Here is a 25,276-nt window from a genome sequence, read left to right as displayed (position 1 = left end):
TCGCTACGTCACCCATTGGGAGCAGCTTTGTCACACCATTTCAGAGACGCCAGTGCGGCGGATGATGCGGCGCTCGCCGAAATCTACGGCCACTACGTGAGCACGACTGTCGTGACATTCGACATCGTTGAGGTCACCCCCGAGATAATGACCGCCAAGCGCGCCGCGGTCGAAAGTTCGGGTCTGCCATTCATCGTCGCCGTCGACGACGACGAGCGGGTGCTCGGTTATGCCGCCATGTTTCCGTGGCGTCCCAAAGCTGCCTACAAACACACGGTTGAAGGCTCGATCTACTTGTCGCCAGCAGCCACAGGTCAGGGCGTGGGCGGCGCACTGCTCACAGAACTGCTCGAACGGGGACGGCAGATCGGCATCCGCGAAGTCATTGCCGTGATCTCGGATGAAGGCACCGAGGCCTCCGTGCACCTTCACAGCAAGCTGGGCTTCGAATCCATTGGGCACCTCAAGCGCGTCGGTTTCAAGTTCGACCGCTGGGTTGGCACCTACCTGATGCAGAAGTCGCTAGGCGAGTAGCGCTTCACCCACAAGCAAAAGCTTCCGAACGCACGGATGCCCGGACTCCCGCAAGGGGAGAGCCGGGCATCCGCAACTCTGGGTTGGTCTAGCGACCGCAGCCTTGGTGCTACGCGGCGTTGCGCGGGGTTGCTCGGCGAAGCAGGGTGAACCCGGCGACTCCGCTGATCGCGGTAACCGCGAGGCTCCACGCAGCGACGCCGAGTACCCCGAGGTCGGTCAAGGTGGAGCCCACCGCACCCCATGAATCGGTGAAGGTGGTCAGCGCGATCAGGCCGACCAGGAGCGCTCCGACGATGATGAAGAACACCGTGACACCGGTTGCCTTCCAGCGCACCCAGACCGCAGCAATTGCGGAACCGAAGAAGAGGAAGAACAGGAACAACACGAACTCGACAAAAATGCGCTCGAGTGTGGAATTGCCGAAGTAGATCGGTGCAAACATGGTGCCACCCATGCCCCAGCCGTTGGTTGCTTTTTCGATCGCTCCGAGCACGGTGAGACCGGTTGTGTAGATCACGGCGAGAATCACGAAGGCGAGCGCGCTGCCGAGGTAGTAGTCACGACGAGTGACTCCGTAGCCGAGTGCAAACGGGAATGTGATGCTGATTGCTTGAATCGCCACCACCATCATGTAAATAAAGATGAAGAAGCTCGATCCGCCAAATTCTGTGCCCTCGAGTGCGCCTTCTCTTTGCGCGGGTGAGAGTGCTGAGAAAATCAGCCACCAGATCGTGAGCGTTCCCACAAAGATCACACCGAGAATGATCCACGGCAAGCCGAGGGTCGTCCACGGGTTGGCAAAGTGCAGCTTGGCGACGCGCGTGATGCGCTTCATCGGGCTCGCTGGATGGGCGAGAGCCGTTGTTGTGGTGGTCATGCGCTGGCCTCGAATTCCTTGGTTTCGGTGCGGGTGAGTTGGATGATGAGCTGCTGCAGCGAGACGGGGGAGAGTTCCAGCCCGGCGGCGTGCGCGTCGCGGCGTTCGCTCTCGCTGAGCCCGGCAACGGTCACGGAGCTGAGCCCGCCGATGCCGTCGCGGTGCAGAACTTCGCGGTTTCCGATGAAGGCGTCGACGGCGGTCTTCATACCGACAACGTTCGTGGCGCGGTTGCGCAGTGTCTCGGCATCCTCGTTGATGAGGAGCTTGCCCTCGTCGATCACGAGAACGTGTTCGAGCAGGTTGCTGACCTCATCGATGAGATGGGTGGAGAGGATCACAGTGCGCGGGTGGTTGGCGTAGTCCTCAAGAAGGCGATCGTAGAAAATTTGGCGAGCCACGGCATCCAACCCCAGGTAGGGCTCATCGAAGAAGGTGAGCGGTGCGCGAGAGGCGAGGCCGACGATGACGCCGATGGAGGAGAGCTGGCCGCGCGACAGTTTCTTGATGCGGCGGTCGAGGGGGAGACGGAAGTCGGCGATCAGGCGATCGGCGAACTCTTGATCCCAGTTAGCGAAGAACCACGGGGCTGTCTTGAAGACATCTTTGGGGCGGAAGTCTTCGGGGTAGCGCTGGCTTTCTTTGATGAAGCAGGTGTTCTGCAGAACCTTGGCGTTCTCGACGGGGGCTTGCCCGAACAGTGAGATGGTGCCACTCGAGGCGAATTCTTGACCGGTAAGTAACTGCATGAGCGTGGTCTTGCCTGCGCCGTTGCGACCGAGCAGGCCGTAAATCTTGTTCTCGGCGACCGTGAAGCTCACGTCGTTGACGGCGTTCACTTTGCCGAAGCGCTTGCTGTGGTTGGTTACCTCGATGGTGGAGGTCATGAGTTGTTCGCCTCCTTGGCGATCATGTGGCTGAGTTGGGTGGAGTCGATGCCGAGCTTTTCTGCTTCGGCCAAGAGGGGGCGCACGTACTCGCTGCTGAATTTGTCGCGGCGAGCACTTTTGAGTTGTTCTTGAGCGCCGGTGGCGACGAACATTCCGATTCCTCGTTTCTTATAGAGAATTCCTGCATCGACGAGAACGTTGATGCCCTTGAGGGCGGTGGCGGGGTTGATGCGATAGAAGGCTGCGAACTCGTTGATCGAGGGAGCTTGGCCTTCTTCGGGCAGTGCGCCGGAGATAATGTCGTTCTCAATGTTCTCGGCGACTTGCGCGAAGAGGGGGCGAGAGTCATCCATGTGAGCCTCCTTTCTGGGTGCGGGCGGTGATCTAGCTGTGCTGAAGTGTTCCGGCGGCTAGTTGGTTAGTTGGTGATGTAACTAACCAACCAGCATGGCGGGTCGTTGTCAACCCCTTTAGGCTGAATTCGTGTCAGAACTTCATCGCCTCACCGCCCTTGAGCAGCTACATCTCTTGCGATCGGGCGAGGTGAAGCCCAGCGAACTTGTGGAGTGCTACCTCGATCGCATCGAACGCCTCAACCCTGAGCTTGGTGCGTTTACGGTCGTGACTGCGGATGCTGCGCGCCAGCGTGCTGCGGAGCTAGAAGCCTCTGGCTCCCGCGCCTCCGCTCTCTGGGGGCTTGCTTCGGGCGAGAAGGACTTGTGGGCCCGCGCCGGAGTGCGCACCGCCTATGGGTCGCGCGCCTTTGCTGACTTCGTGCCCGAGGTGTCGGATGAAATCGCCGATGTTCTCGATAACGCCGGCGCGATCAGCCTCGGCAAAACAGCGACGCCCGAATTTGGTCTCCCCGCCTATACCGAACCGCTCTCGGATGCCCCGGCCGTGAATCCCTGGGACACGTCGCTGGGCTCGGGCGGCAGCAGCGGGGGAGCGGCGGTTGCGGTCTCAGCGGGGCTCTTGCCTTTCGCGCCCGGCTCGGACGGTGGTGGCTCGATTCGCATCCCCGCCGCCGCGACCGGACTCGTCGGTCTCAAGCCTTCGCGCGGTCGCGTGCCCGCCGGTACTGGTTTCGGTAGTCTCGGCCAGCTTCCCGTGACCGGGCCCATCGCTCGCACGGTGGCGGATGCCGCGTTGCTCCTCGATGGCATTGCTGGTCCTTCGCCGTTCTCGGTCGGCCCGCCCACGTGGGACGGCGGTGCCTTCCTCAACGCCGCGATCCGCGGTGAAGGCACGTTTAACATCGGCGTCATGACAACCTCGCCGTGGGATGACACCTACGAGATCAGCGTCTCGCCCGAAGCTCAGGATGCTCTCACTCTCGCCCGCACCGCGCTCGACCAGCTCGGTCACGGCAGTGAAGACTTCGCGCTTGACCCCTCACCCGAATACGCCGAAGCCTTCACGGTGCTGTGGCAAGCGGGAGCTGCCGGGATCCCGCTCGATGGTGAACAACTCGAGCTCGTGGAACCCCTCACGAAATGGCTCATCGAAAGCGGACGTCGGATGAGCGCGCGCGACGTGGGCGTCGCCATCGCGACCCTGTCTCGGTTTGAGCGCAGCGTCATCCGCCAGTTCTCGACCTACGACGCCGTGCTGACCCCGGCGATGGCGATGACACCGCGCCCGCTTGGGTGGTTTCATGCCGAGGATGCCTTCGAGAACTTTGCGAAGCAAGTGCAGTACACACCCTGGACAAGCTTCGTTAATGTCTCAGGTCTGCCCGCGATCAGCCTCCCCGTGCACGAAACCGCGGAAGGACTGCCGATGGGCGTGCAACTCATTGGCCGCCCCGGTCGCGAGGATGTGTTGCTCGCGATTGGCGCGCAGCTCGAGCGCCGCTTTCAGTGGGGCTCGCGGCACCCGGCGGCGTTTGGGGCGTAGCGCTACTGGTTCGCTTTCCAGCTCTCGTCTTGATCGGGAGCGAAGTGCACACCTAGCGACTTCGCTAGTGCTCGCATCTGTTTCGAGAGAGTGCGCCACTCCTTCTCGGTGATCTCGCCGATTTCGAACCCGACTCCGCGCACAGCACCGTCGGCAATGAAGATCGTTGCGCCAGCCACGGTGCCGAGCGTGACATCGGCTTGCTCAACAGAGAACCACTCGGCGGGGTCGGTGATGGTGCCGCCGCCACCCAAGCTCGCATCCATTTCAAGGAGAGCTTGATGTACGACCTCAGAGTCCAACGGCTGGCCGGCGGCAAGATCGTCGGGGTCGAAATCGCGGGGCGCGATCATGAACTCGTCCTCTTCCAGTTGTGCAAGGGCTGGCGCCGACTTTTGCGGCGCAACTCTCGGTTCAGACACAAACTCCGGAGGATTGCGCAACGGATCGAAGTCACTGAGCGGACGCTCGACCAGTGGAGCAAGAATTGATAGCCCTCTAGGGTCATCACCTGCCAGGGCGATCCACTCCGCAAACTGGGTTGAGAACCACGCCATGAATTTTGTGAGGTCGACCCGCTCTGGCCGATTAACACCATCCGCCACCCAAATCTGCAAGTGGCGTAAGCTCGGCGCCAAGTCGGATATGAACTCAGCCCGGTATACCAAGTCGTTGTAATAGTGGTGATCTGTGCCGGCCCAGCGGTACAGATCAATCCTTGTCGAGGGATCGAGACGGTGTAAGACACTGAAGACGTAGCTTTGCCAGGCTTGAGCCACATAAAGCGTCCGTCTGTACTGAACCTCGGGAACGAACCCGAACGCTAGTGAGTAGTCCGTTCGCCACTGTTCCGGGATCATCTCCGCTGCGGCAGAAGTGGCGAAAGTTTGAGTCCAGTTCCACAGCGTTTCCACGCTTGCTAACGACGCATCCATCTCATCGATAGGGCCGCCACTGGCGGCCATCCAATGCGCTAACTCTGTGAGCCGAAACTCTAATGTCGCTTCAGTGCGCGCCAAGTGGCGGTTGGCTTGCTCTCGACTGAGGTCACGAGGTTCGCTGAGGATCACTGAGTGTCCGATCGTTCAGGCCGGTCATGGTCTACCCCCGAAGGCTGTCGCTTTTTCCTGGTCACGAAGATAGCTGCCCGAACGCTCGCCGCGGCCAAGAAGCTGGCTGGCACTCCGAGCCACCACGCAGTACCGAGATCCTTTTCGACCACGACATAGTCAGGATCGGCGGATGGCGCCTCGGCGTAGAACGAGCACTCAAGCGCGAGCGGCAGAACCGTAACCCGCGATTTGGTCTGCACGACATATTCCGAGGCGCTCAAACTCGCGGGAACATAATCAGCGCAGGACGACTGGCTGTTTCTCTCCGCCAAGCTCGCGTACGCAGAGAGCGAGCCAATCCAGAGGAGTCCCAGTACTGCCAAAGAGGTCGTAACCGAGCGCAGGACCTGTGGGCGTTGATTCGGCACAGCGTCACGTGCGCGGATTAGCGAAGAGTGCACTTCAGCTGCGCGACCACGATCGTGGCAGGTAAGCCCACACAATCTGCGCAGCGATCAGAACCACGATCAGAAGTGCGCTGGCGGCCAATAGCCAGATCGACCAGTACCAGACTGTCGACATCCACTCATTCGCGGTATGGCTCCATTCGTGTCCTTGCTCGCGCGCGACCGAAGTGAATCCCAGGAGGCCGAGATAGAGCGCAGAGCTGATTCCCAAGCCCCAAAATGCTCCTATTGTTGCTCGCTTCATGGAGCCAGCGTACGTTCCGAACCTCTTATGAACAAGATGAATTCTCACAAACACGTGTAGCAGCGCGACGGAACTGAAGCCGGAGTATGCGACTTTCAGTACCCCAGGGCGTCCAGATAGGCCGCCGACGTTCGCGGCTTGGAGTCCACCGAGAGGGCTTCGTAATTTAGGTAAGGCATGCCTATACTGGGATCAATGTTTCCCGAACTCTTCACCCCGCAGATCGCCTGGAATCCCCAGTCGGCTGACCGCGTGCTGCTCGCGGGAGACGAGACTTCGATCGACGCCATCTCGATGATTCTCGCGACATTGCCGGCCCGTTCACGCGGCCAGGTTTTCATCGAGGTTGACTCGGCTGATGACATCCAGCAGCTATCGGCGCCCGGTCGTTTCGGCGTGTGCTGGCTGTTGCGCGAACGCGGCCAAAGCGTTGCCCGTTCGGTCGATGCGTGGCTCAGCGAAATGCTCCCCGTGAACGCGTTCGGCGAAAGCACCGTCTACGCGTGGGTCGCGCATCAGGGCCCCGCGCGCCTGCTCAGCTCGAACTAGCTCGCGCCCAGCATCCGCCTGCTAACTCTCCGTCGTGCTTTTCGGCACACGCGTTGATTTCGCGCGCACGTACCCGCCCAACTCCAGCCCCGCCTCAACCTCAAAGCGGTTCGTCAGCGGATTCTGCCCCGCGAGCAGATACAGCGGGATAAACCACAGCCCATACTTGCGCCACTGCGCGCGGTGCACAGCCTCATGCGCGAGCACGTCATCGCTCGCATTGCCGCCGGTCAAAAACACGGCGCCAATTGTCGTGCCGCCGCGCCCGAACGCCCACTTCGGCAGTGGCGTCGCGACCAGCACTCCACCCTGCGACTTCAACGCACGCTTGCTCAATGCCGCACCCCACAGCAGTCCGGATGCCGTAGCAAACCAGTAGCCGGGTCGCGTAACGACGGGGTGCAGCAGCACGCGCTGAGCGCGCGGACTGTGCTCGGCGTGCGCGAGAGCGCGCCCCAGCCGCGTGCCGAAGGCGCGTGCTCGGCTCACGGACGCCCGATTGTTTCGAGCAGTCGCAGCCACACCTCACTGATCGTCGGGTACGAGGGAACCGCGTGCCAGAGCCGCGCGATGGGAACCTCGCCCACGATGGCGATGGTGGCCGAGTGCAGCAGCTCCGCAATATCCTGACCCACAAAGGTGGCGCCAATGATGACCTGACGTTCGCGATCAATCACGAGCCGCGCCTGACCTTCGTAGCCGTCGGCCTGCAAGCTCGCGCCAGCAACCCAGCCCATGTTGTAGTCGACGACCTGGGCGTCAATGCCCTGCTTCTCGGCATCGTGCGACATAACTCCGACTGAGGCGACTTCGGGGTCGCTGAACGTGACTTGCGGCACAGCGCCGTGGTCGGCGGTCGCAACGTGCGTGCCCCACGGTGCGTCATCCACGGTCTCACCCTTGGCGCGAGCGGCAATCACGTCACCGGCAGCACGAGCTTGGTACTTGCCCTGATGGGTGAGCAGCGCGCGGTGGTTGACGTCGCCAACGGCGTAGAGCCAGTCGGTATCGTGCACGAGCATCGTGTCGTCGACCGCGAGCCAGTCGCCGGGGGTGAGCCCAATGGTGTCGAGCCCGAGATCGTTGGTGCGCGCTGTGCGGCCCGTAGCAACGAGAACTTCGGATGCCGTAAAAGTGGCATCGTCGGTAGCGATAACGACACCATCGCCGGTGCGTTCCACCCGCGTGGGGGAGGCCGCGACGATTGTGACACCGCGCTCGGTGAGAGCTTTTGCGACCATCTCGCCGGCGAAGTCTTCTTGACCGTTGAGGAGGCCACTGCGTGCGAATAGGGTCACTTCGGCACCGAGATCACGGTAGGCGGTAGCCATTTCGACACCGACTACGCCGCCGCCGATGATAGCGAAGGAGTCGGGAACTGTCATCACCGAGGTTGCTTCGCGCGGGGTCCACGGGTTCGCGTCTACGAGGCCGGGAATATTGGGGAGTTGTGGGTCTGAGCCGGTCGCGACGACGACGGCGTGAGTGGCGGTCAAAGTTTTTTTCGCTCCGTCATCGGTCGTGACCGTGACGGTCTTCGGGCCGCTCAGGCGAGCGTGACCGCGCTCAAGGCCGATCCCCGCCTTCTCGACCCACTTCACTTGGCCAGCGTCATCCCAGTCGCTCGTGAAGCTGTTGCGGCGAGCGAGGAGAGCCTCGACGTTGATGCCACCCGTGACGGCTTCGGCAGCACCGGGAAGTTTCTCGACAGCGCGAAGCGCTAGACCGCTGCGAATAAGTGCCTTCGATGGCATGCACGCCCAATACGAGCACTCGCCACCGACGAGTTCGCTCTCGACGAGCACAACGCTCAGTCCACCTTGAACGGCTCGGTCGGCAACGTTTTCACCCACCGCTCCGGCTCCAATGACAATGACGTCCCAGTTGTTGTCAGTCACGATCTCACTCCTTCGCGTTATCAGTGGCAGTGTCGTTGTTGCTATTTGCCGATGAACTCGGCGGTCGTGCGGGTCATGAACGCCTGCATGCCAATTCTGGCATCTTCACTCTGAGCGACGGCGACAAGCGCGGGTTGAAGCCCAGCCTCGGCAGCCGCGTCACCCTCGCGAATCGCACGATTGGCATTGGCGAGAGCAGCTTGCACGGCGAGAGGAGCCTGGGCTGCAACCCGGTGGGCGAGTTCGAGCCCGCGCGCATACTGTTCGCCGTGCGGAACAACTTCTTGAACCATTCCCATGCGGTACGCCTCAGCCGCATCGAAACTATCTCCCGTGAGAATCCAGCGCATCGCGTTCGACCAGCCCACTTGGCGCGGAAAGCGGATAGTGGCGCCGCCGAAGGGCAGGATGCCGCGCGATACCTCGACCTGACCGAAGACAGTCGAGTCGGCAGCGACCGCAATGTCGCTTGCCAAAAGCAACTCAATGCCCAGCGTGAGGCACGTGCCCTGCACCGCAATCACTACGGGCTTCGAGAGTTTCTCGCCCGAGACCTGCCACGGGTTGATGCCGCCATCAGGAACCATGTCGAGCCCGTCAGCGCCAATGCGCGGCCCGATGTCTGCGAGGTCGAGGCCACCAGTGAAGTGGTCGCCGTGGGCGAAAACAAAACCCGCTCGAAGTCCGGGATCGCGCTCAAGCTCTCCGTAGGCGAGGGCAAGCTGCTGCAACATATCCAGGTCAGCGGCATTGCGTTTGTCGACGCGGTTGAGTCCGATCAGCAAGACGTGACCGTCTCGCTCGACAGTAATTTTTGGCGTGCTCGAGTTGGAGTCAGTCATGTGCCCAGACTACGACTCAGCGACCGTCGCCGCGAGCTACTCAGTTTCTGTCGACGTGGCCGAAGAACCGCGCGAATAGCCGCTTGCGCTGGTGAGCGCGCCAATCAGCCTCAGAATCGTGGGGGAGTCATCGACTGCACTCGTCATTGACGACGGCGCGAATTCGGTGATGCCGGCACCGGCAAGTGGATACTGTGCCACGACGGCGCGAATTGCTTCAATGAGCACGGACGCTTCAATGCCAAACGGCACGGGAGACCCGAGGCCCGCAAAATCAGCCGGATCGAGCACGTCGAGATCGATGTGGAGATACACCGAGCCGGCGCCCGTCGCGGCGATCGCGTCGAGTAACGTCTCGGTCGAGAAATCAACGGGGCCGAGCATCCGGATGTCAGAGTCTGCAATGTAGTCATCCTCCGCAGTGTCGATTGAGCGAACACCCGCCAGAATGACCCGATCCGAACGAACCGGATGCGCCGGCACAAGCCCAGCGGGCCCATCACCGAGGAGCGTGCGAAGCACCATTCCCGTGAAGGCGCCGGACGAACTGGTGTCGGCCGTATGCAGGTCGGGGTGGGCGTCGAGCCAGACCACGGCGGGTTGGGACGCGCTGACGTGCTCGATCGCGGCGAGTTCAACCCCACAATCACCGCCGATCGTCACGTGAGCGTCGACTCCAGCTTCGGTGCCTTCAGCGAGGGCATGTCGCATCCGGTCGCGCACGAGCAGTATCGAACTGTAGCGGTGCACTCCGGTGCTCTGGTGGTCGCCCGCTTCGAGTGGAATGTCGACGGTACGAGTCGCTGAGGAAGGAAGGTCGCCCCGGATCGACTCTGCCCCGTCCACAAGCTGCATGGCGCGAGAAGAACCCGAACCCTGCCACTGCGGCACGACAACGTAATTGATTGTCATCCGTTGAACTTTCGGAATTCCGAATTATTCGCCCGAGGTGAGAGCCTGAGCGCCACCCGCTTTGAGAGCGGCAAGGCGTGCTTCAACTTCGGTTTGCTTGCCGAGGTCTTCGAGGCCCTCGAACTGCGCATCGAGGCTGGATGCCGCGAGCTCTTGCTGCCCGAGAACTTTCGCCTCTTCGCGACGGATCTTATCTTCGAAGCGACCCAGCTCGCTCGTCGGGTCAAGCAGGTCGATCGACTTGAGAGCGTCGTGCACTTGAGTCTGAGCCTCGACCGTCTTGGAGCGAGCGACGAGCTCGTCTCGCTTGGCGGTGAGCTCACTCAGCTTGGCGCGCATTCCGTCGAGGCCGCTCTTGAGCTGGCCGACGACCTGAGTCTGTGATGCGATCGTCGGTTCCGCGGCACGGGCTTCGTTCTCGGCAGAAACTTGGCGACCGATAGCGATCTTGGCAAGATTGTCGAACTTATCGGCATCGACAGCGTTGCCGCTGGCGCGCAATTCGTCGGCCTTGGCGCTGGCAGCGAGAGCCTTGCGACCCCAATCGGCGGCTGCGTTCAGATCTTCAGCGTGATCCTGTTCCATGAGGCGCAGGTTTCCGATGGTCTGAGCGACAGCATTTTCGGCATCCGCAATGGAGCTCGTGTAGTCGCGTACGAGCTGGTCGAGCATCAGTTGCGGATCTTCGGCCTGGTCGAGCAGCGAGTTGATGTTCGCCTTCAGTAGTTGTGAAATTCGTCCGAGAATTGACTGCTTTGCCATGCGACGTGCCTTTCGTGAGTTTTCTGAAGGAAACCGTAATTAGAATCTACCGCCGCGGCTGCGGCCACCACCACTGCGTCGAGAACTTCCGCCTGAGCTTCGCCCACTCGATCGTCTGCTGCTCGACCCTGAACGGCTCGAGCGCGAACCGCCGCCCCATGACGTGCCGGATGACGGACGGCTGGAGCGCGAACCCAGACTGCTGCCGATGAGCCCACCAATGAGCCCGCCGAGGGCATCTCCGCCACCGGAGCCCATTCCGCCCAACACGCCACCAGCACCAGCACGGCCGGAGAACTCTGAGACCTCCCGCTGAGCGATATCGTAGGCGCTTGCCGCCAACTGGTCAGCCTGTCGTGCGTGTGTCAGAGCGGTCACCGGATCGGATGCTTGCAGCGCGAGTGCCTGCTTAAACTGACGGTCGGCCTCGGCAATCTTCGTTCGCGCCGACGACCCCACACCACCGCGGAGAGTAGTGATGAATTGGGCGGTAGTCGTGATGCGCGACTGTGCTGCAGCGAGAGCCGCCGAGAGCTGGGTGGTGGCCTGAGCGATAGCAGCTTGCTGGTCGCGCACCCCCACAAATGCTGTCTCGAGGGCCGCATTGGCCTCGCCGAGACTGCTCAGACCGGTGACCGGGTCGCCGGTAGCTGACTGAGCAGTGGTCAACGCGGCTTCAGCACGCGCAATCAAGGGTTGCAGCCCTGCCGCCGTGTCATCGGCGGGTAATGCACGAGCCGCCGCGATGTCATTGGTGGTGTCAGTAATAGCGGCGGCGCGCTTCTGTTCTGCCGACTGGAGCTCTGCCGCGAGGGAATCGACGGCATCCATCAGTTGGATGGCTTGTCCGAGTTGGGCCTGAGCGGTGCGCACAGCCACGGCAGCGTCACTGGGTTTCTGCGCCTCGATCGATGCCTGCGCTGATGCAGAGGCCTGCACCGCAGACGTCAGCAGGGCCTGAGCCCGAGTGCCGTTGTCGATGACAGCGTCGATTGCGGCTGGTGCATACCGCGCCACGAGCGCGTTTAGCGCAGCCTCTGTGGCGGGTAGTCGTTGAGCCGCGGTCGCAATCAACGTTGAGGTCTCCGCAAGAACCGCCGGTGCGTTGCTCTCGAGTTGGCGTAATTCTTCGAATGCCGCAGCTTGCTCATCGAGCAGATCATCGGCGCGCTCGCAGAGCTCGATGATCTCACTCGTCATCGTCCGCTTCTGCTCAGCAGTTTCGGGCTCACTGTCATCAAGCTTCTGACGGATGCGGAACGCGTGAGACACCGCAGCTTTCGCCTCGGCGAGCGACTTCTGGAACCCTGCTGTTGCCGCCGCACCGAACTGCGCTTCAGCGAAGCCGAGTTCTTGCTCGCTCGTCTTGAGAGCATCATCCAATTCCACAAGGGCGCTGCCCGCGCGGCGATCGAGTTCCTCTTGCGAAACCTTGCCAGCTGATGTGTCGCTCAGCGCGCCCCTCTTACCGCGGCGCTTGCGGTATATGGCGTAAGCGCCGATACCGACGACCGCAACTCCGCCGACTATCGGCACAATCGGGATTCCGGTAGTCGCGGCGCCCGTAGCCGGTGGCGATGAACTCTCACCCGCAAGCGAATTGGCACCAGCGATGGCAGCCTGCGCCCAGTCATCGTCGCGAAGCTCATTCTCGATGGCTCGTTCGGCAGCATCGAGTTGCGCATCCGTGAGGGGTGCCTCGGCGGCAACCGACAGCGCGTACTGTCGCTGCGAAACAGCAACGGCGAGCAGAAGATCATTGTCACCGAGCCCGTTGGCTTCGGCCGTGGCATCCGCCCACTCGATCGGCGAGGTGGGATTCGTGAACTCGTCAACATAGACGACAAGAAGTTGGATGCCTGTCTCGTCGTAGAGCGAATCGAGGGCGGCCATGACGGTGCCCGAATCGCCACCGAGAACATCTGCTGAGTCGACGACGTACCCGCCATCGAGGCTCACAGGGTCGTCAGCGAGCGCCGGGCCCGCCGTGAAGAGGGCAAGTGCTGCTGCGAGGGCAACGGTGGCGCCCAGTCGTGCTTTCACGGGGTGCTCCTTCGTCGACGACAGTGACATCGGGAGTCTAGCGAAGCGAACCGTCGTTACTGCAGAGTGATGACTGACACTTCGCTGCGAACGTCGGCGGCATCGCCATCGGCGGGGTCAGTGGGCACGAAAGCGAGGGTCGCGTTTGCCGTGTAGGTGCCAGGAGCAACCATGCCGCCGGTGTCGATGGTGGTGCAGTCGATGATGTCGATTGCGACATCGAACGCGATGCTCTGGCCCGGCTGCAAATTGACGGGCATGACCGACAGAATCTGAATCTCGGGGCTGTGCGAGATCACAATCGAGTCGCGTAACAAATTCACATCAGGCACGTTCGCCGTTGTTCCCTCGACGGCCTGGTCTGACGTATTTGTTAGTCGCGCGGTGCCGTAGGTGCTGCCAGACGCGACTACCTCGGAGGGCAGTTCGAGTTCAAGCGAGAGGCCGAACGGAGACGCGGCATCGGTGGTGATGCTTGTGCCGCACGACGTCCCCAGGGTGCTCGCGTCGTGTGACTCATCGGCAAAGGGCTCGCTCTCTGCTGCTCGCGAATCGCTCGCTTCATCGGCGACGATCCCTGCCGTCGTGCTGAGATTATCTACCTGCCGGACGGCGCTGATACCGGCGAACACGAGAGAGCTCGCTGCGAGGACGCCAACGACGCCTAGCGCGACCTGTCGCGGGCGACGCCGACGTTTGCTTCGCGAGATCACCGCGGCGGTATCAATGTCGATCGTGGGCACGTTGGTGCCCGAAAACTGGGTGCGCAGTTCGTTCTCATCAACCATGGTGGCCTCCCAGGTCGTGTGCGTCGGCGCGATCGAGGCTCACTGCCATGCGGGCAAGTCCGTCGCTCAAATAGCGTTTCACCGCGCCAGAGCTGATGTCTAGCGTCGCCGCGATGTCATCCACTTTGAGGTCTTCGTAATAGCGCAGCACGACGCAGGCCCGTTCACGCGGGCGGAGCTTCATCAGCTGGGACTGTAGGTCGAGCCGAGCCTCGGTGTCAGCATCCGTCGATTCGTGGATGTCAGGCTCCACCGTCAGGTGGGCGATCTTGCGCCAGCGGCTGATCTTTCTTCCGCGGTCAAGGTAGGTGTTCAGAATTGCTCGACGTACGTATGCTTCGGCGCTCGCGATGCCAAAGCCGTTGCGCAGTCGACCGAAGGTTTTCACGAGGGCATCGTGCACGAGGTCGGAGGCGTCGTCGCGGTTTCCCGAAATCAGGTAGGCGTAACGGGTGAGTGCCTCGCCTCGCTCGGCGACAAGCTGTGCAGCCACGTCTTCCCAGCGGGCAGGGGTGTTTTCGGTCTCAGCCACTGAGCCCCTCCTCGCCGTCGTCTCTATTGTGGCCGAGGAATGGCCAATAGTTAGCGCAATTGTGGTCACACTATTAAAGACGAACGGCGAGGCGGTTTCGTTGGTTAGCTTGTGAGGCGTGCTTTCAACTGCTCAAGCTGGCGGGTTACGGCGGCGGGAACGCGACCATCGAAGGTTGCAAAAAATTCTTCGGTGGATTCCGCTTCGGCGAGCCATGACTGCGTGTCGATGGCGAAGAGCTGTTCCATGGTCTCGTCACTCAGGCCAAGGCCTTCGATGTTGAGGTCGCCGTCGCGGGGGAGAAGGCCGAGGGCGCTCTCTTTCGCTGCAACTTGGCCGTCCACGCGTTCGAGAATCCACTCGAGTACGCGAGAGTTCTCGCCGAAGCCTGGCCAGAGGAACGAACCATCCGGTCCCTTGCGGAACCAGTTGACTTGGAAAATGCGCGGCACGGTGCCCGAACTGCGGAGGTTCTGGCCGACCGAGAGCCAGTGCGCCCAGTGGTCTGCCATGTTGTATCCGCAGAAGGGCATCATGGCAAACGGGTCTCGCCGTAGTTCGCCAATGGTGCCTTCGGCGGCCGCCGTCCGCTCAGATGAGATAGTGGCGCCCAGGTAGACGCCATGCTCCCAATCTCGTGCCTCCACCACTAGCGGCACGTTGGTCGCGCGGCGACCGCCGAAGATTATGGCGTCAATGACGACGCCCTGTGGCGATTCCCACTCATCTGCGATGGTGGGACATTGTGCTGCTGCCACAGTAAAACGTGAGTTCGGGTGTGACGACGGGGTGCCCGATTCGGGCGTCCAGTCGTTTCCCTGCCAATCGATCAAGTGCTCAGGCACCTCATCGGTCATGCCTTCCCACCACACGTCGCCGTTGTCTTTCAGTGCGACGTTGGTGAAAACGGTGTTGCCCCAGATGGTGTCCATGGCGGTCTCGTTGGTGGCGATTCCCGTTCCCGGAGCCACGCCAAAGAAGCCGGCTTCGGGGTTGATGGCGCGCAGGCGACCGTCAGCTCCCTTGCCGAGCCAGGCAATGTCGTCCCCGATCGTTTCGGCTTTCCAGCCGGGAATGGTCGGCTTGAGCATCGCGAGGTTGGTCTTGCCGCAGGCGCTCGGGAATGCCGCAGCGATGTGGAATACGCGACCACGAGGGTTGGTGAGCTTGAGGAGCAGCATGTGTTCGGCAAGCCACCCTTCGTCGCGAGCGATCACCGAAGCGATGCGCAGGGCGAATGACTTCTTCGCGAGAATCGCGTTGCCGCCGTAAGCGGAACCGAAGGACCAAATTTCGCGAGTCTCGGGGAAGTGGCTGATGTACTTGGTCTGGTTGCAGGGCCACGGCACATCCGTGTCGCCGGCAGCGAGCGGGGCTCCAACACTGTGGATGGCGCGCACCCACTCGGTGGAGTCATCGATCGATTCCAGAACAGCGGTTCCCATTCGCGTCATAATGCCCATGCTCATGACGACGTAGGGGGAGTCGGTGACTTGAACGCCAATCTTGGCGAGCGGCGAACCGAGCGGCCCCATGGAGAACGGAACAACGTACATCCGGCGGCCGCGCATGGCGCCCTGGAAGAGTCCATCGAGAGTGTCGCGCATTTCTGCGGGAGGGGCCCAGTTGTTGGAGGGGCCGGCATCGCTCTCCTCGGTCGAGCAGATGAAGGTGCGTGACTCGACGCGGGCAACATCACTGGGGTCGCTGCGGGCGAGGAAGCTGTGGGGACGGTACTCATCGTTGAGGCGAGTGATCGTGCCGGTCTCGATCATGAGTTCGGCGAGCGTGTCAGCCTCTTCGGGGCTGCCATTGCACCAGACGACTTCGTCCGGCTGTGTGAGGGCGGCGATTTCGTCTACCCACGCAATAACGCTGTGATTTGTTCCGTCAGGTGCGGAAAAGTGCGTCCTTGTCATCTCGGCGATGCTCATTTCTACCTTCCGCTGAAGAGTTCGTGTAGTGAAAAAACTGTTGTTATTCGATGATGTCCCATTTTTGATCGCTTTGCTGGCGAATCAGGTAGAAAGAATTCGCAATCTTTAGTTATAGTGAACCTGTGAATGATCTTGTGACTCTCGGGCAACGCATCCGACATTTCCGAACCACTGCTGGGCTGACGCTCGATCAACTGGGCGACAAAGTCGGAGTCGCGGGCAGCCAACTCTCTCTGATGGAGAACGGGCGACGCGAGCCCCGACTGACACTGCTCTCTGCGATTGCTGGTGCGACGGACATCCAGCTCGCTGATCTGCTTGAAGAGACGCCGCCGACGAAACGTGCCGCTCTCGAGATTGAGCTCGATCGTTTGCAGCGCAGCACGATTTACGCATCGCTTGGTCTGCCGAAGATTCGCCCATCGAAGGGAATTCCGGATGAGACTCTCGAAGCAATCGTCGGCCTTCATCACGAGCTTTCCACCCGTTCGCGTCAGGCGATTGCCACCCCCGAGGAGGCTCGTCGAGCAAACACCGAGCTGCGTCAACGCATGCGAACGCTCGACAACTACCTCCCGGATCTTGAGAAAGAGGCCGAGAAGCTGACGATTGCGGGAAACCACACGACCGGAGCACTGACGCACCGTGCCGTGAGCCTGATGGCAGAATCCCTTGGCTTTGAACTCGTTCACGTGCACGACTTGCCGCATTCGGCTCGCTCGGTCACTGATCTGAAGCACGGCCGTATCTATTTGCCACCAGCGTCAATTCCGGGCGGGCACGGACTACGATCGATGGCGCTTCAAGCGATGGCGCACCGAGTGCTCGGTCATACCGAACCAACGAGCTACGCCGAGTTCTTGCATCAGCGGCTTGAGATCAACTACTTTGCGGCCGCGGTGTTGATGCCTCTGAAGCAATCGGTTGAGTTCTTGAGTCAGGCCAAAACCGATCGCAATATCGCTGTCGAAGACTTTCGGGATGCTTTCGGCGTCACCCATGAGGCGGCAGCGCTGCGCTTCACGAACCTTGCTACTTCGCACCTCGATCTTGAATGCCACTTCTTGCGCGTCGGTGACGATGGTGCGGTCTACAAGGCGTACGAGAATGATGGGCTTCGTTTACCGGTGGATGTCACGGGCTCAGCCGAAGGGCAGTTTGTGTGCCGCAACTGGAGCGCCCGCACCGCGTTCACTCGCACCAACCGCACGACGGAGTTCTACCAGTACACCGACACTCCAGAGGGCAGCTTCTTCGAGTCAACTCAAACAGGAACCACGGATGCCGAAGAGTTCTCCATCACGATCGGTGTGCCGTTCTCGCACTCAAAGTGGTTCCGTGGTCGGGCAACCGATGTGCGTCGTTCTTCGACTTGCCCGGATGAAACCTGCTGCCGCAAGCCGGAGGACGAATTGCGGGATCGTTGGGCAGGCAACGCCTGGTCGAGCGCCAAGCTTCATGCGCATATCCTGTCGCCACTACCCTCGGGAACCTTCCCGGGCGTAGACGACCGCGAGCTCTACGAATTCTTGGAGTCGCACTCAAGCGACGCCGGGTAGCGCCGCCGCTGTTCAGCAGTCGCAGTCGGGCCCTGCGGCGGGAGCAGTCAGCACGTCGGGTTCGCGAGCGACGCGTCCGTCGTCGCTCACGACGGGGAAGCCCTCTTTGGCCCAGTATTCGAAGCCGCCGATCATTTCGCGCACTTCGTAACCGAGTTTCGCAAACTCAAGAGCGCCCTTAGTGGCGCCGTTGCAACCGGGGCTCCAGCAGTACACGACAACCGGAGTGCCGGCGGGGATCTCCGCTGCGGCCCGCGCCGCGATCTCGCGAGTGGGTAAGTGAATGGCGCCGACTGCGCGACCCTGGCGCCAAGCGACGTCTCCGCGGGTATCCACCAACACGAAGGATTCACCAGCGTGGATAGCGGCGTGCACATCGGAGGGATCAGTTTCGAAGTCAAGCTTGCTCGAAAAGTGGGCGATCCTGTCTGCGGCGGTGGCGGGGGAGTTCATGACCACAGAGTAGTGGTCGAGCCGGTCGGTGGGGGAGGGTACCGTGAATTGTTCACCGGTTTTCGAGGCCGGTTCGCGCCCTCTCGCTGGTGAAGAACAGCAGGAAGAACACAATTCATGGCTAAGAAACCACTCACCGCGGCCCCTCGGTGTGACGAACTCAGGCTCGAGAATCTTGCCATCGGCGATGCGGATGCCCTTCAGGCGCATGAAAGCTACAGCGGTGAGCGTTTTGAAGAGGCAGATCTCAGCGATCGCGACCTCTCAGGAATCTCTTTCTCAGAGTGCGAATTTGTTGACCTTGAGGCTAATGAAGTCGTTGTGCGTTCGGCAACGTGGGTCGACACTCGATTCGAGAAACTCAACGCGCCTATTTTTACGGCACCCCGCACGAATCTTCGCGACGTCGTTTTTGAGGGTTCACGACTTGGCTCGGCCGAATTCTACGAAACTCGCTGGAGTTCGGTCCGTTTCGCGCACTGCCGCATCGGTTATCTCAATCTGCGTGGGGCGCATCTCGAAGATGTGCTCTTCACTGATTGCCGTATTGACGAGCTCGATCTTGGGGCCGCGACAGCGAACCGGGTGTCGTTCGAGAACACTCACATCAATACGCTTGAACTCACTCGGTCCACCCTGACCAATTTCGATCTTCGCGGAATCGAACTGCGGCAGCTCGGCGGGGTCGAACACCTTAAAGGCGCGACCCTCAACTCGCATCAGCTGATCGAACTCGCTCCGCTCTCCGCACGCAATGTGGGGATTGTCATCGACGACTAGCACGGAACACTCATCGTTGCGTCGGCGTTGTCGTCAGCATCCGCCACTCGAAGTGCAGCAGACGCCTGAGTCGGGCAAAAGGAGGTTCACGCGCTTCGCGTCCTCGGTGTCACCTGCGATAGCAGCAACCACCGACCGGACCTGTTCGTAACCGGTTGCCATCAAGAAGGTTGGTGCGCGCCCGTAACTCTTCATGCCCACAATGTAGACATCCTTTTCGGGATGCGAAAGCACGCTCGCTCCGTGAGGTTCCACGGTGCCACAACTGTGCACGTTGGGGTCGATGAGGGGTGCGAGCATCACGGGAGCTTCGAGCACGGGGTCGAGGCTGAGGTGCAGTTCGCGGAAGATGCCTATGTCGGGGCGGAACCCGGTGGCGGCGGCGAGAGCATCCACCGTCACTGATTGCTCGCCGTCGGGATTGCTGCTGATGACGGTGAGGCGGCCATCGGGCTGCGGGGTGAGCTCGGTAACGGTGAAGTCGGTCAGGAGCGTGATCGCCCCAGACTCGACGGCAGCCTTGAGGCGGGTGCCGAGCGCGCCACGACCCGGCAGTTCGTCCGCAACACCACCGCCGTAGAGGCGGCGAGCCGAGCGGCCACGAATCGCCCAGGTGATTTCGGTGGTGGGGTCGCTCTCTCGCAGTTCGGCGAGTGCAAGAAGCGTATTGGCGGCCGAGTGGCCCATGCCGATCACGAGGGTGTGCTTGCCAGCGAAGCGGTCGCGGTCGCGGCCCAGAACATCGGGCAACGGTCCGGTGAGCCACGCATTGGCTTCGGTCTCGTCCGTTGCCGGGAGTCCCGATGCTCCAATGGGGTTGTTGTGGCCCCAGGTTCCCGAGGCGTCGATGATGGCCGAGGCAAGGATGTCGTACACGCCATCGGGGGAGTCGACGCGAACGAGGAGCGGTCGGCGCTCGCGGCCCATCGTTTTGGTGGAGTCAATGCCTTGGCGCGACATCCCGATCACCCGACTGTTGTAGCGGATGAGTGGTGCCAGCTCGGCGGTCGCGGCCAGTGGCTGCAGGTAGTCGCGCACGAGGTCGGTGCCGGTGGGGATGCTCTCGGCGTCGGGAGAGACCCAGCCTGTGCCTTCAAGAAGTTCGCGGGCTACAGGGTCGATGTCGTACTGCCACGGAGAGAAGAGGGAGACGTGACCCCAGTCGCTGATGGCTGCACCGGCGTGAGCTCCGGCTTCGAGTACGACCGCGTGGGTGCCGCGGCTCACGAGGTTGGCGGCAGCGGCGAGCCCGATGGGGCCGGCTCCGACTACGACGACGGGCAGTGCGCTGGGCGCAGCGAGTTTGGTGGTCATGACACTCCTCGTAATTAACTTCAGTGTTTGCTCACGATAACAGTACTTACTGTTGATAACAAAGAATCTGTGTAAGATTATGGGCATGAGTAAACCGGTCGATCTTCTGATGATCCAGAAGCCCACGTGGTCGGCAACCGCCGAGCGCGCTCAGAGCCTCGCGCCGCTATTGCGCGCCCTCGGCGATCCCAACCGTCTGCAGCTTGTGCTCTTGCTCACCGAACGCGCCCACACTGTGCGCGAACTGACCGACGCCACTGGCTTGAGCCAAACGCTAGTCAGTCATCACCTGGCGCCGCTGCGCGAAAACGGTCTCGTCACGGTCACGCCGCGCGGCCGCGCCAACGTTTACGAACTGTGCTGCGAAGCGTTCGCCGAGCCCGTGAAGATGCTCGCGTCTGTCGCTACCAGTACGGACGCCGGTGCAGAAGCCTGCTGCGCCGTCTCGAACTAGCCCTGCTGCGCCGTCTCGAACTAGCCCTGCTGTGCCGTCTCCAACTAGCTCAGCGCGGTAGATGGAAAGCAAAATAGCCGCACAAACAGCGCAACATCGAACCCATAACAGTGCCCCCGGAGGGAATCGAACCCCCGACCTACGGTACCGGAAACCGGCGCTCTATCCCCTGAGCTACGAAGGCAAGGAGGCTAGCTTAGCAAGCAATTGTGTCAACAATGAGCACCTTGTTGACATCCGTGCTTCAGGTTCACGTGACAGTATCGTGCCATGCTGCGCACCGTTTCGTCTCACCAAGAACTTGACCTTCGCGGTCGCACCGAAATGACTTTCAGCGTTGCTGTCGCCGCTACGTGGCCAACAGCATCCGAGTCTCTTGAGTTTGTGTTGGATGGTGTGCCCCAGCAGCCAACAGAGTTGGTCGATGCGCGTGGAACCCGCCTTCATACGCTCATTGCGGGCCCAGGGCAGCTTGTCGTGGACTACACCGCTACCGTCGAGGCAACTCCCGAACCTGCGCCGATCAACGAGATCGACAGGGTCGAATATCTGCGCCCGAGTCGTTACTGCGAGTCAGACGTGCTCACACCTACTGCGCGTTCGCTCTTCCCGACCCAATCCGGCCACCAACTAGTGCAGGCCGTTCGCGATTGGGTGTCACAGAATTTGCGCTACAGCCCCGGAATGTCGATGGCGACCGACGGCGCATCCCATTCGTTGCTGACTCGTCGTGGCGTGTGCCGGGATTACGCTCACCTGACGATTGCGATGTTGCGGGCGAAAGATGTGCCCGCCCGTTACGCCTCCGTCTACGCGCCAGGGTTGAGCCCGATGGATTTTCACGCTGTGGCCGAAGCCTATGTCGATGGTCAGTGGTGGGTAGTTGATTCAACGGGACTCGCGCCGCGTCAGTCGCTCGTGCGCATTGCAACGGGCCGAGATGCTGCGGATGTTGCGTTCCTCACCAACCACTGGGCTGACCTGTTTCTGAAGAAGTTAGAGATCACTGCGACGGCGCAAGAGCTCCCGGTCGACGATCACAGTTCGCCGGCACAACTCGGCTAGACCCGAGCGCTAAGAATTTAGGGATGAACCCGTAACGTGGTTCGCGCCCGGTGGTGCAGTGGTGACGTTACTTAATACCCGCCACTACCTCGGCGACAAGGTCGGAAGCATCAGACGCAGCAAAGAAGGCGGGCGAGCTGAGGGTTGCCCAGTACGCGCCAGTGAAGACTTGCGCAGTGCCCGTACCGTCAGCGACAGCGAAGTAGCCGTCGAAGCCCGAGGCGGCCGCGCCGGCATCCGCTCGAAGCGAATCGATTCTTGAGGGCGCGGGCTGAGCGACCGACACGTCGATCACTACTCCACTCGTGGAGTTCTCCCAGCGGCAGGCGACACCCTGTGCGGCGATCGCTGCTTCTGCAGCAGACTCGGCGGGGGGAGTGAACGAGCTGAGGAGCAAAAAGTTGGGGTTGAAGTCGTACATCGCCTGAGGACTAATGAGTTCTCCGCAGGCGATGTCGACGGGGGTAGCTTCAGAGTCTGGCGTGCTGGTTCCGGTTGGCTCGGGTGAGGCAGTCGGCGTGTTATCCGGGTCAATCGTGCGCGTCGGGTTCGGGCCCGTCGGGTCAGGGTCCGTAGGAACGCAGGCACTCAAGAGAAGAGCGGATGCGCTCAGTGCGATCACTGCCGGAATTACGCGAAGTCGAAAAGCCATGACCCCATTCTCGTGACTTGCACCGGCATCGCAGTGCAGTGACCCGGCAGTGTCGTGAAGTGCGGACCGATCTGTGACCTTCGCGGCGGCGTTGTGTTCGAACTGCACGGACGTAAGCACCCAGTACTCTTAAGGGGTGAATCCTGCTGATCTCTCTATCACCCTACTTTCTGTCGTCTCCCGCATTGCGGCTGACCGCGGCACGCCCGATTTGGGTCTGACCGCGAGCGATCTGGTGCTCGAGCGACCGCGCAACCGCGATCACGGTGATTGGGCATCCAATATTGCGATGAAGCTGGCAAAGCAGTTGGGTGCAAACCCGCGCGAGCTCGCAACCGAAATCGCTGAGCAGGCTCGGGCTATCGACGGCATTGCTTCGGTGGATGTTGCGGGCCCTGGCTTTATCAACATCACTCTCGATGCCGCTGCCGCTGGTGCGCTCGCGAAGACGATCGTTGAGCAGGGCGAGGCGTATGGCCGCAATGACTCTCTTGCGGGTCAGACCATTAACTTGGAGTTCGTGTCGGCTAACCCCACGGGTCCGCTGCACATTGGGCATACTCGCTGGGCCGCTCTGGGTGATTCCTTGGCGCGCATCTTGAAGGCAGCCGGTGCGGAGCTCGTCAGCGAGTTCTACATCAACGATGCCGGAAACCAGATGGATAACTTCGGGGCTTCGGTACTGGCCGCAGCCAAGGGGGAGCCGACTCCGGAGAATGGTTACCCGGGCGCGTACATTGCTGAGCTTGCGCAGCGGGTGCTCGCGTCGAACCCCGAGCTTCTCGAACTTGAGCACGATGAGGCCATTGCGGTTGCTCGCGAGCGTGGCTACGAACTTCAGCTGGGCGACATCAAGAAGTCGCTCGCCGCGTTCAATGTGCACTTTGATGTGTGGTTCAGCGAGCGTGAGCTTCATGCGGTAAAAGACGACGGCAAGAGTGCGATCGACGACGCCGTCGAGCGCTTGCGTGCTCAGGGACACGTCGCCGACATCGATGACGCAGTCTGGGTGAAGACGACCGACTTCGGTGACGACAAAGACCGTGTCATTAAGCGCGGCAACGGTATCTATACCTACTTTGCGGCTGACGCGGCCTACTACTTGAGCAAGGGCGACCGCGGCTACGCCCACAAGATCTACCTGCTTGGCGCCGACCATCACGGCTACGTTCACCGTCTCAAGGCGCTCGCAGGGGCCGCCGGCGACGACCCCACTAAAGACATTGAAGTGCTCATCGGGCAACTCGTCAGCATCAACGGTGCTCGACTCTCGAAGCGTGCGGGCAACATCATCGAGCTCGATGACTTGCGCGAATGGCTCGGAACAGATGCTCTGCGCTACTCGCTCGGCCGCTACCCCTCCGATTCACCGCTCAACCTCGATCCCGAGATTCTGCAGAAGCGCACGAACGACAATCCCGTCTTCTATGTGCAGTACGCGCATGCCCGCACTCATAGCGTCGCGCGCAATGCGGGGGAGTCGGGAGTGGATCGCAGCGTCTTCGATGCCTCGCTCCTCACCAACGAAACCGAGAGCATCCTGCTGGGTGTTCTCGCTGAGTTCCCTCGAATTGTTGCTCAGGCCGCAGAGTTGCGCGAACCTCACCGCGTGGCGCGCTTCGCCGAAGAGCTCGCTGGCAGTTATCACCGTTGGTACGATCAGTGCCGCGTCACGCCCATGAATGATGAAGAAGTGACTGACGTTCATCGCACCCGGCTCTGGGTCAACGATTCAGTTGGTCAGGTTCTGCGCAATAGCCTCTGGATGCTCGGGGTCAGTGCACCCGAGCGGATGTAGTTTCGTGGCTTCCGACGAACACCAGCCCACTCTCGAGTTGCGACTCGATGGTTCTGGCGAGTCTGCTCCCGCAACGTCCTCTAGCGACGCACCGGCGAAGCGGAAGCGCCGTGGGTGGATCGGTTGGGTGATCGCCGGCGTCGTTGTCATCATCCTGATTGTGGGCGTTTTTCTCGTCGAAACAGTAGGACGCACGGCAGCGGTCCGCATTGCTCAAGACGAGATTGCGTCGACACTGGGTCTCGAAGCTAGCGATGGAGTCTCGGTTGATTTGGGCTCCGGCTCGCTCGTGCTTCAAGCCCTCACCGGTGGTCTTGACGTTGTGACGATCGACATCGACCGCTTCGAGGTCAACGGTCTCGAGTCATCCGTTCGGGTCACCGCTACCGGGGTTCCGGTCGTGCCGTCGCAGCCGATTGACACTGTCTCGATGGATGTTGCCATCTCCGGGGCCGAAGTCTCGAAGCTCGCCACGACGCTCAGCGGCCTCGGGCTTGATTCGATTGAGCTCGAGGGCTCTGCAATCCGGGTGTCCACGGAGTTCGCCTTGCTGTTCATCCGTATCCCTGTCGCTCTCGACTTGGTTCCCGTTGCTGCCGGAGACGCCATCGCCTTCGAGCCAGAGTCGGTGATTTTGGGCGAGGAGCAAATTTCGGTTGCCGACTTGCGCGCAAACCCTCTCGTCTCGAGTCTCGCAGGCAGCCTGCTGAGCTCTCAAGAATTCTGTGTTGCGTCGTCGCTGCCGACCGCGTTGACTATCGATTCCGTCGACGTTGCCAACGACAACCTCGTGATTCAACTCAGTGCTGATGGGATCGCCCTCGACGATGCTGCGTGGAAGCAATACGGCACATGCCCGTCGTCGTAGTTCGATTCAGCGCTAGCGTCACCAGCCGTTAGAGTGGTCAGCATCCCCAACGCCCGTGCGGACACAATCCGCCGTTTTCCGTCTACATCTCTGTGAGGTGCGAC

27 protein-coding genes and 1 tRNA gene are annotated in these 25,276 nt (G+C 61.3%); 9 read left to right on the top strand and 19 right to left on the bottom strand.

What is annotated here, in order from left to right; all coding sequences use genetic code 11:
* Positions 1-27: 27 nt before the first annotated feature.
* Positions 28-534: an N-acetyltransferase family protein gene (locus AACZ26_RS12205; RefSeq protein ID WP_339621937.1), complete on the top strand. Its 507-nt coding sequence runs from the start codon at positions 28-30 to the stop codon at positions 532-534.
* Positions 535-643: 109 nt separating this feature from the next.
* On the opposite strand, the gene AACZ26_RS12200 is transcribed toward AACZ26_RS12205, so the two are convergent.
* From AACZ26_RS12200 to AACZ26_RS12190, 3 genes are read right to left on the bottom strand one after another with little or no spacing between them, the layout of a single operon-like run.
* A complete protein-coding gene (locus tag AACZ26_RS12200; protein WP_339621935.1) occupies positions 644-1,414 on the bottom strand; it encodes an ABC transporter permease in 771 nt (256 codons plus the stop codon).
* Positions 1,411-2,301 (bottom strand): ABC transporter ATP-binding protein, encoded by an 891-nt coding sequence (locus AACZ26_RS12195; RefSeq protein WP_339621934.1) that lies wholly within the window; start codon positions 2,299-2,301, stop codon positions 1,411-1,413. The genes AACZ26_RS12200 and AACZ26_RS12195 overlap by 4 nt, the downstream gene beginning before the upstream one ends.
* A complete protein-coding gene (locus AACZ26_RS12190) occupies positions 2,298-2,657 on the bottom strand; it encodes a GntR family transcriptional regulator (protein ID WP_339621932.1) in 360 nt (119 codons plus the stop codon). Before AACZ26_RS12190 ends, AACZ26_RS12195 begins: the two co-directional genes overlap by 4 nt.
* A 130-nt stretch (positions 2,658-2,787) precedes the next feature.
* On the opposite strand from AACZ26_RS12190, the gene AACZ26_RS12185 reads away from it, so the two are divergent.
* Complete coding sequence (locus AACZ26_RS12185) at positions 2,788-4,203, top strand: amidase (protein ID WP_339621930.1); 1,416 nt, start codon at positions 2,788-2,790, stop codon at positions 4,201-4,203.
* A 2-nt stretch (positions 4,204-4,205) separates the two neighbouring features.
* On the opposite strand, the gene AACZ26_RS12180 is transcribed toward AACZ26_RS12185, so the two are convergent.
* The 3 genes from AACZ26_RS12180 to AACZ26_RS12170 form a co-directional block, all read right to left on the bottom strand.
* The gene (locus tag AACZ26_RS12180) at positions 4,206-5,168 is read right to left on the bottom strand and encodes a hypothetical protein (protein WP_339621929.1); all 963 of its coding nucleotides are present in this window, start codon (positions 5,166-5,168) and stop codon (positions 4,206-4,208) included.
* A gap of 101 nt (positions 5,169-5,269) precedes the next feature.
* Positions 5,270-5,515: a hypothetical protein gene (locus tag AACZ26_RS12175; RefSeq protein ID WP_339621927.1), complete on the bottom strand. Its 246-nt coding sequence runs from the start codon at positions 5,513-5,515 to the stop codon at positions 5,270-5,272.
* Positions 5,516-5,717: 202 nt separating this feature from the next.
* Positions 5,718-5,966 (bottom strand): hypothetical protein, encoded by a 249-nt coding sequence (locus AACZ26_RS12170; protein WP_339621926.1) that lies wholly within the window; start codon positions 5,964-5,966, stop codon positions 5,718-5,720.
* A 195-nt stretch (positions 5,967-6,161) separates the two neighbouring features.
* Here AACZ26_RS12170 and AACZ26_RS12165 point away from each other — a divergent pair, with 195 nt between their 5' ends.
* Positions 6,162-6,515 (top strand): SIP domain-containing protein, encoded by a 354-nt coding sequence (locus tag AACZ26_RS12165; protein WP_339621925.1) that lies wholly within the window; start codon positions 6,162-6,164, stop codon positions 6,513-6,515.
* Between the two features lie 21 nt (positions 6,516-6,536).
* Here AACZ26_RS12165 and AACZ26_RS12160 read toward each other — a convergent pair whose 3' ends face one another.
* The 9 genes from AACZ26_RS12160 to AACZ26_RS12120 all read right to left on the bottom strand — a co-directional run bounded on the left by AACZ26_RS12160 (position 6,537) and on the right by AACZ26_RS12120 (position 16,226).
* Entirely contained in the window at positions 6,537-7,004 is a 468-nt protein-coding gene (locus AACZ26_RS12160) for a hypothetical protein (protein WP_339621923.1), read from the bottom strand.
* Entirely contained in the window at positions 7,001-8,413 is a 1,413-nt protein-coding gene (locus AACZ26_RS12155) for an NAD(P)/FAD-dependent oxidoreductase (RefSeq protein WP_339621922.1), read from the bottom strand. Before AACZ26_RS12155 ends, AACZ26_RS12160 begins: the two co-directional genes overlap by 4 nt.
* 41 nt (positions 8,414-8,454) lie before the next feature.
* Complete coding sequence (locus tag AACZ26_RS12150; protein ID WP_339621921.1) at positions 8,455-9,255, bottom strand: crotonase/enoyl-CoA hydratase family protein; 801 nt, start codon at positions 9,253-9,255, stop codon at positions 8,455-8,457.
* 36 nt (positions 9,256-9,291) lie between these two features.
* Positions 9,292-10,167, bottom strand: a complete 876-nt coding sequence (locus tag AACZ26_RS12145; protein WP_339621918.1) for an arginase family protein — start codon at positions 10,165-10,167, stop codon at positions 9,292-9,294.
* 24 nt (positions 10,168-10,191) lie between these two features.
* Complete coding sequence (locus AACZ26_RS12140; protein WP_339621916.1) at positions 10,192-10,929, bottom strand: PspA/IM30 family protein; 738 nt, start codon at positions 10,927-10,929, stop codon at positions 10,192-10,194.
* 39 nt (positions 10,930-10,968) lie between these two features.
* A complete protein-coding gene (locus AACZ26_RS12135) occupies positions 10,969-12,972 on the bottom strand; it encodes a TPM domain-containing protein (RefSeq protein WP_339621915.1) in 2,004 nt (667 codons plus the stop codon).
* 56 nt (positions 12,973-13,028) lie between these two features.
* The gene (locus AACZ26_RS12130) at positions 13,029-13,760 is read right to left on the bottom strand and encodes a hypothetical protein (RefSeq protein WP_339621913.1); all 732 of its coding nucleotides are present in this window, start codon (positions 13,758-13,760) and stop codon (positions 13,029-13,031) included.
* The gene (locus AACZ26_RS12125; protein ID WP_339621911.1) at positions 13,753-14,292 is read right to left on the bottom strand and encodes a sigma-70 family RNA polymerase sigma factor; all 540 of its coding nucleotides are present in this window, start codon (positions 14,290-14,292) and stop codon (positions 13,753-13,755) included. Before AACZ26_RS12125 ends, AACZ26_RS12130 begins: the two co-directional genes overlap by 8 nt.
* 104 nt (positions 14,293-14,396) lie before the next feature.
* Entirely contained in the window at positions 14,397-16,226 is a 1,830-nt protein-coding gene (locus AACZ26_RS12120; RefSeq protein WP_339621910.1) for a phosphoenolpyruvate carboxykinase (GTP), read from the bottom strand.
* Between the two features lie 125 nt (positions 16,227-16,351).
* Here AACZ26_RS12120 and AACZ26_RS12115 point away from each other — a divergent pair, with 125 nt between their 5' ends.
* Positions 16,352-17,788, top strand: coding sequence for a helix-turn-helix domain-containing protein (locus AACZ26_RS12115; RefSeq protein ID WP_339621908.1), 1,437 nt, complete (start codon positions 16,352-16,354; stop codon positions 17,786-17,788).
* Positions 17,789-17,800: 12 nt separating this feature from the next.
* On the opposite strand, the gene AACZ26_RS12110 is transcribed toward AACZ26_RS12115, so the two are convergent.
* Positions 17,801-18,241, bottom strand: a complete 441-nt coding sequence (locus AACZ26_RS12110; RefSeq protein WP_339621906.1) for a rhodanese-like domain-containing protein — start codon at positions 18,239-18,241, stop codon at positions 17,801-17,803.
* Between the two features lie 117 nt (positions 18,242-18,358).
* Between AACZ26_RS12110 and AACZ26_RS12105 the strand changes: the two genes are divergently transcribed.
* Positions 18,359-19,021, top strand: a complete 663-nt coding sequence (locus AACZ26_RS12105; protein WP_339621904.1) for a pentapeptide repeat-containing protein — start codon at positions 18,359-18,361, stop codon at positions 19,019-19,021.
* 33 nt (positions 19,022-19,054) lie between these two features.
* Here AACZ26_RS12105 and AACZ26_RS12100 read toward each other — a convergent pair whose 3' ends face one another.
* Complete coding sequence (locus AACZ26_RS12100) at positions 19,055-20,335, bottom strand: NAD(P)-binding protein (RefSeq protein ID WP_339621903.1); 1,281 nt, start codon at positions 20,333-20,335, stop codon at positions 19,055-19,057.
* 85 nt (positions 20,336-20,420) lie between these two features.
* On the opposite strand from AACZ26_RS12100, the gene AACZ26_RS12095 reads away from it, so the two are divergent.
* On the top strand, positions 20,421-20,789 hold the full coding sequence (locus AACZ26_RS12095) for a metalloregulator ArsR/SmtB family transcription factor (protein ID WP_339621901.1): 369 nt from the start codon (positions 20,421-20,423) through the stop codon (positions 20,787-20,789).
* A gap of 111 nt (positions 20,790-20,900) precedes the next feature.
* On the opposite strand, the gene AACZ26_RS12090 is transcribed toward AACZ26_RS12095, so the two are convergent.
* Positions 20,901-20,973 (bottom strand) — tRNA-Arg (locus tag AACZ26_RS12090).
* 86 nt (positions 20,974-21,059) lie between these two features.
* Here AACZ26_RS12090 and AACZ26_RS12085 point away from each other — a divergent pair.
* Positions 21,060-21,854 carry a transglutaminase family protein gene (locus AACZ26_RS12085; protein ID WP_339621900.1) on the top strand — a complete coding sequence of 265 codons (795 nt, stop codon included), beginning with the start codon at positions 21,060-21,062 and terminating at the stop codon, positions 21,852-21,854.
* 67 nt (positions 21,855-21,921) lie between these two features.
* Here the strand turns inward: AACZ26_RS12085 and AACZ26_RS12080 are convergent, their stop codons facing one another.
* Positions 21,922-22,506, bottom strand: a complete 585-nt coding sequence (locus tag AACZ26_RS12080; protein WP_339621898.1) for an arginyl-tRNA synthetase — start codon at positions 22,504-22,506, stop codon at positions 21,922-21,924.
* Between the two features lie 136 nt (positions 22,507-22,642).
* Here AACZ26_RS12080 and argS point away from each other — a divergent pair, with 136 nt between their 5' ends.
* Positions 22,643-24,304, top strand: coding sequence for an arginine--tRNA ligase (argS, locus tag AACZ26_RS12075; protein ID WP_339621897.1), 1,662 nt, complete (start codon positions 22,643-22,645; stop codon positions 24,302-24,304).
* A 4-nt stretch (positions 24,305-24,308) separates the two neighbouring features.
* On the top strand, positions 24,309-25,172 hold the full coding sequence (locus AACZ26_RS12070) for a DUF2993 domain-containing protein (RefSeq protein WP_339621896.1): 864 nt from the start codon (positions 24,309-24,311) through the stop codon (positions 25,170-25,172).
* Positions 25,173-25,276 lie beyond the last annotated feature (104 nt).

Source organism: uncultured Salinibacterium sp., from assembly GCF_963974405.1.
Classification (GTDB): Bacteria; Actinomycetota; Actinomycetes; order Actinomycetales; family Microbacteriaceae; genus Rhodoglobus.
The sequence above is the reverse complement of the archived record's forward strand: the minus strand, read 5'-3'. Positions and strand labels throughout refer to the sequence as shown.

Coding starts and splice junctions, on each gene's coding strand:
- AACZ26_RS12200 (WP_339621935.1), bottom strand. CDS start 1,414: ATGACCACCACAACAACGGCTCTCGCCCATCCAGCGAGCCCGATGAAG.
- AACZ26_RS12195 (WP_339621934.1), bottom strand. CDS start 2,301: ATGACCTCCACCATCGAGGTAACCAACCACAGCAAGCGCTTCGGCAAA.
- AACZ26_RS12190 (WP_339621932.1), bottom strand. CDS start 2,657: ATGGATGACTCTCGCCCCCTCTTCGCGCAAGTCGCCGAGAACATTGAG.
- AACZ26_RS12180 (WP_339621929.1), bottom strand. CDS start 5,168: ATGGCCGCCAGTGGCGGCCCTATCGATGAGATGGATGCGTCGTTAGCA.
- AACZ26_RS12170 (WP_339621926.1), bottom strand. CDS start 5,966: ATGAAGCGAGCAACAATAGGAGCATTTTGGGGCTTGGGAATCAGCTCT.
- AACZ26_RS12165 (WP_339621925.1), top strand. CDS start 6,162: ATGTTTCCCGAACTCTTCACCCCGCAGATCGCCTGGAATCCCCAGTCG.
- AACZ26_RS12150 (WP_339621921.1), bottom strand. CDS start 9,255: ATGACTGACTCCAACTCGAGCACGCCAAAAATTACTGTCGAGCGAGAC.
- AACZ26_RS12145 (WP_339621918.1), bottom strand. CDS start 10,167: ATGACAATCAATTACGTTGTCGTGCCGCAGTGGCAGGGTTCGGGTTCT.
- AACZ26_RS12140 (WP_339621916.1), bottom strand. CDS start 10,929: ATGGCAAAGCAGTCAATTCTCGGACGAATTTCACAACTACTGAAGGCG.
- AACZ26_RS12130 (WP_339621913.1), bottom strand. CDS start 13,760: ATGGTTGATGAGAACGAACTGCGCACCCAGTTTTCGGGCACCAACGTG.
- AACZ26_RS12120 (WP_339621910.1), bottom strand. CDS start 16,226: ATGAGCATCGCCGAGATGACAAGGACGCACTTTTCCGCACCTGACGGA.
- AACZ26_RS12110 (WP_339621906.1), bottom strand. CDS start 18,241: ATGAACTCCCCCGCCACCGCCGCAGACAGGATCGCCCACTTTTCGAGC.
- AACZ26_RS12105 (WP_339621904.1), top strand. CDS start 18,359: ATGGCTAAGAAACCACTCACCGCGGCCCCTCGGTGTGACGAACTCAGG.
- AACZ26_RS12100 (WP_339621903.1), bottom strand. CDS start 20,335: ATGACCACCAAACTCGCTGCGCCCAGCGCACTGCCCGTCGTCGTAGTC.
- AACZ26_RS12095 (WP_339621901.1), top strand. CDS start 20,421: ATGAGTAAACCGGTCGATCTTCTGATGATCCAGAAGCCCACGTGGTCG.
- AACZ26_RS12085 (WP_339621900.1), top strand. CDS start 21,060: ATGCTGCGCACCGTTTCGTCTCACCAAGAACTTGACCTTCGCGGTCGC.
- AACZ26_RS12080 (WP_339621898.1), bottom strand. CDS start 22,506: ATGGCTTTTCGACTTCGCGTAATTCCGGCAGTGATCGCACTGAGCGCA.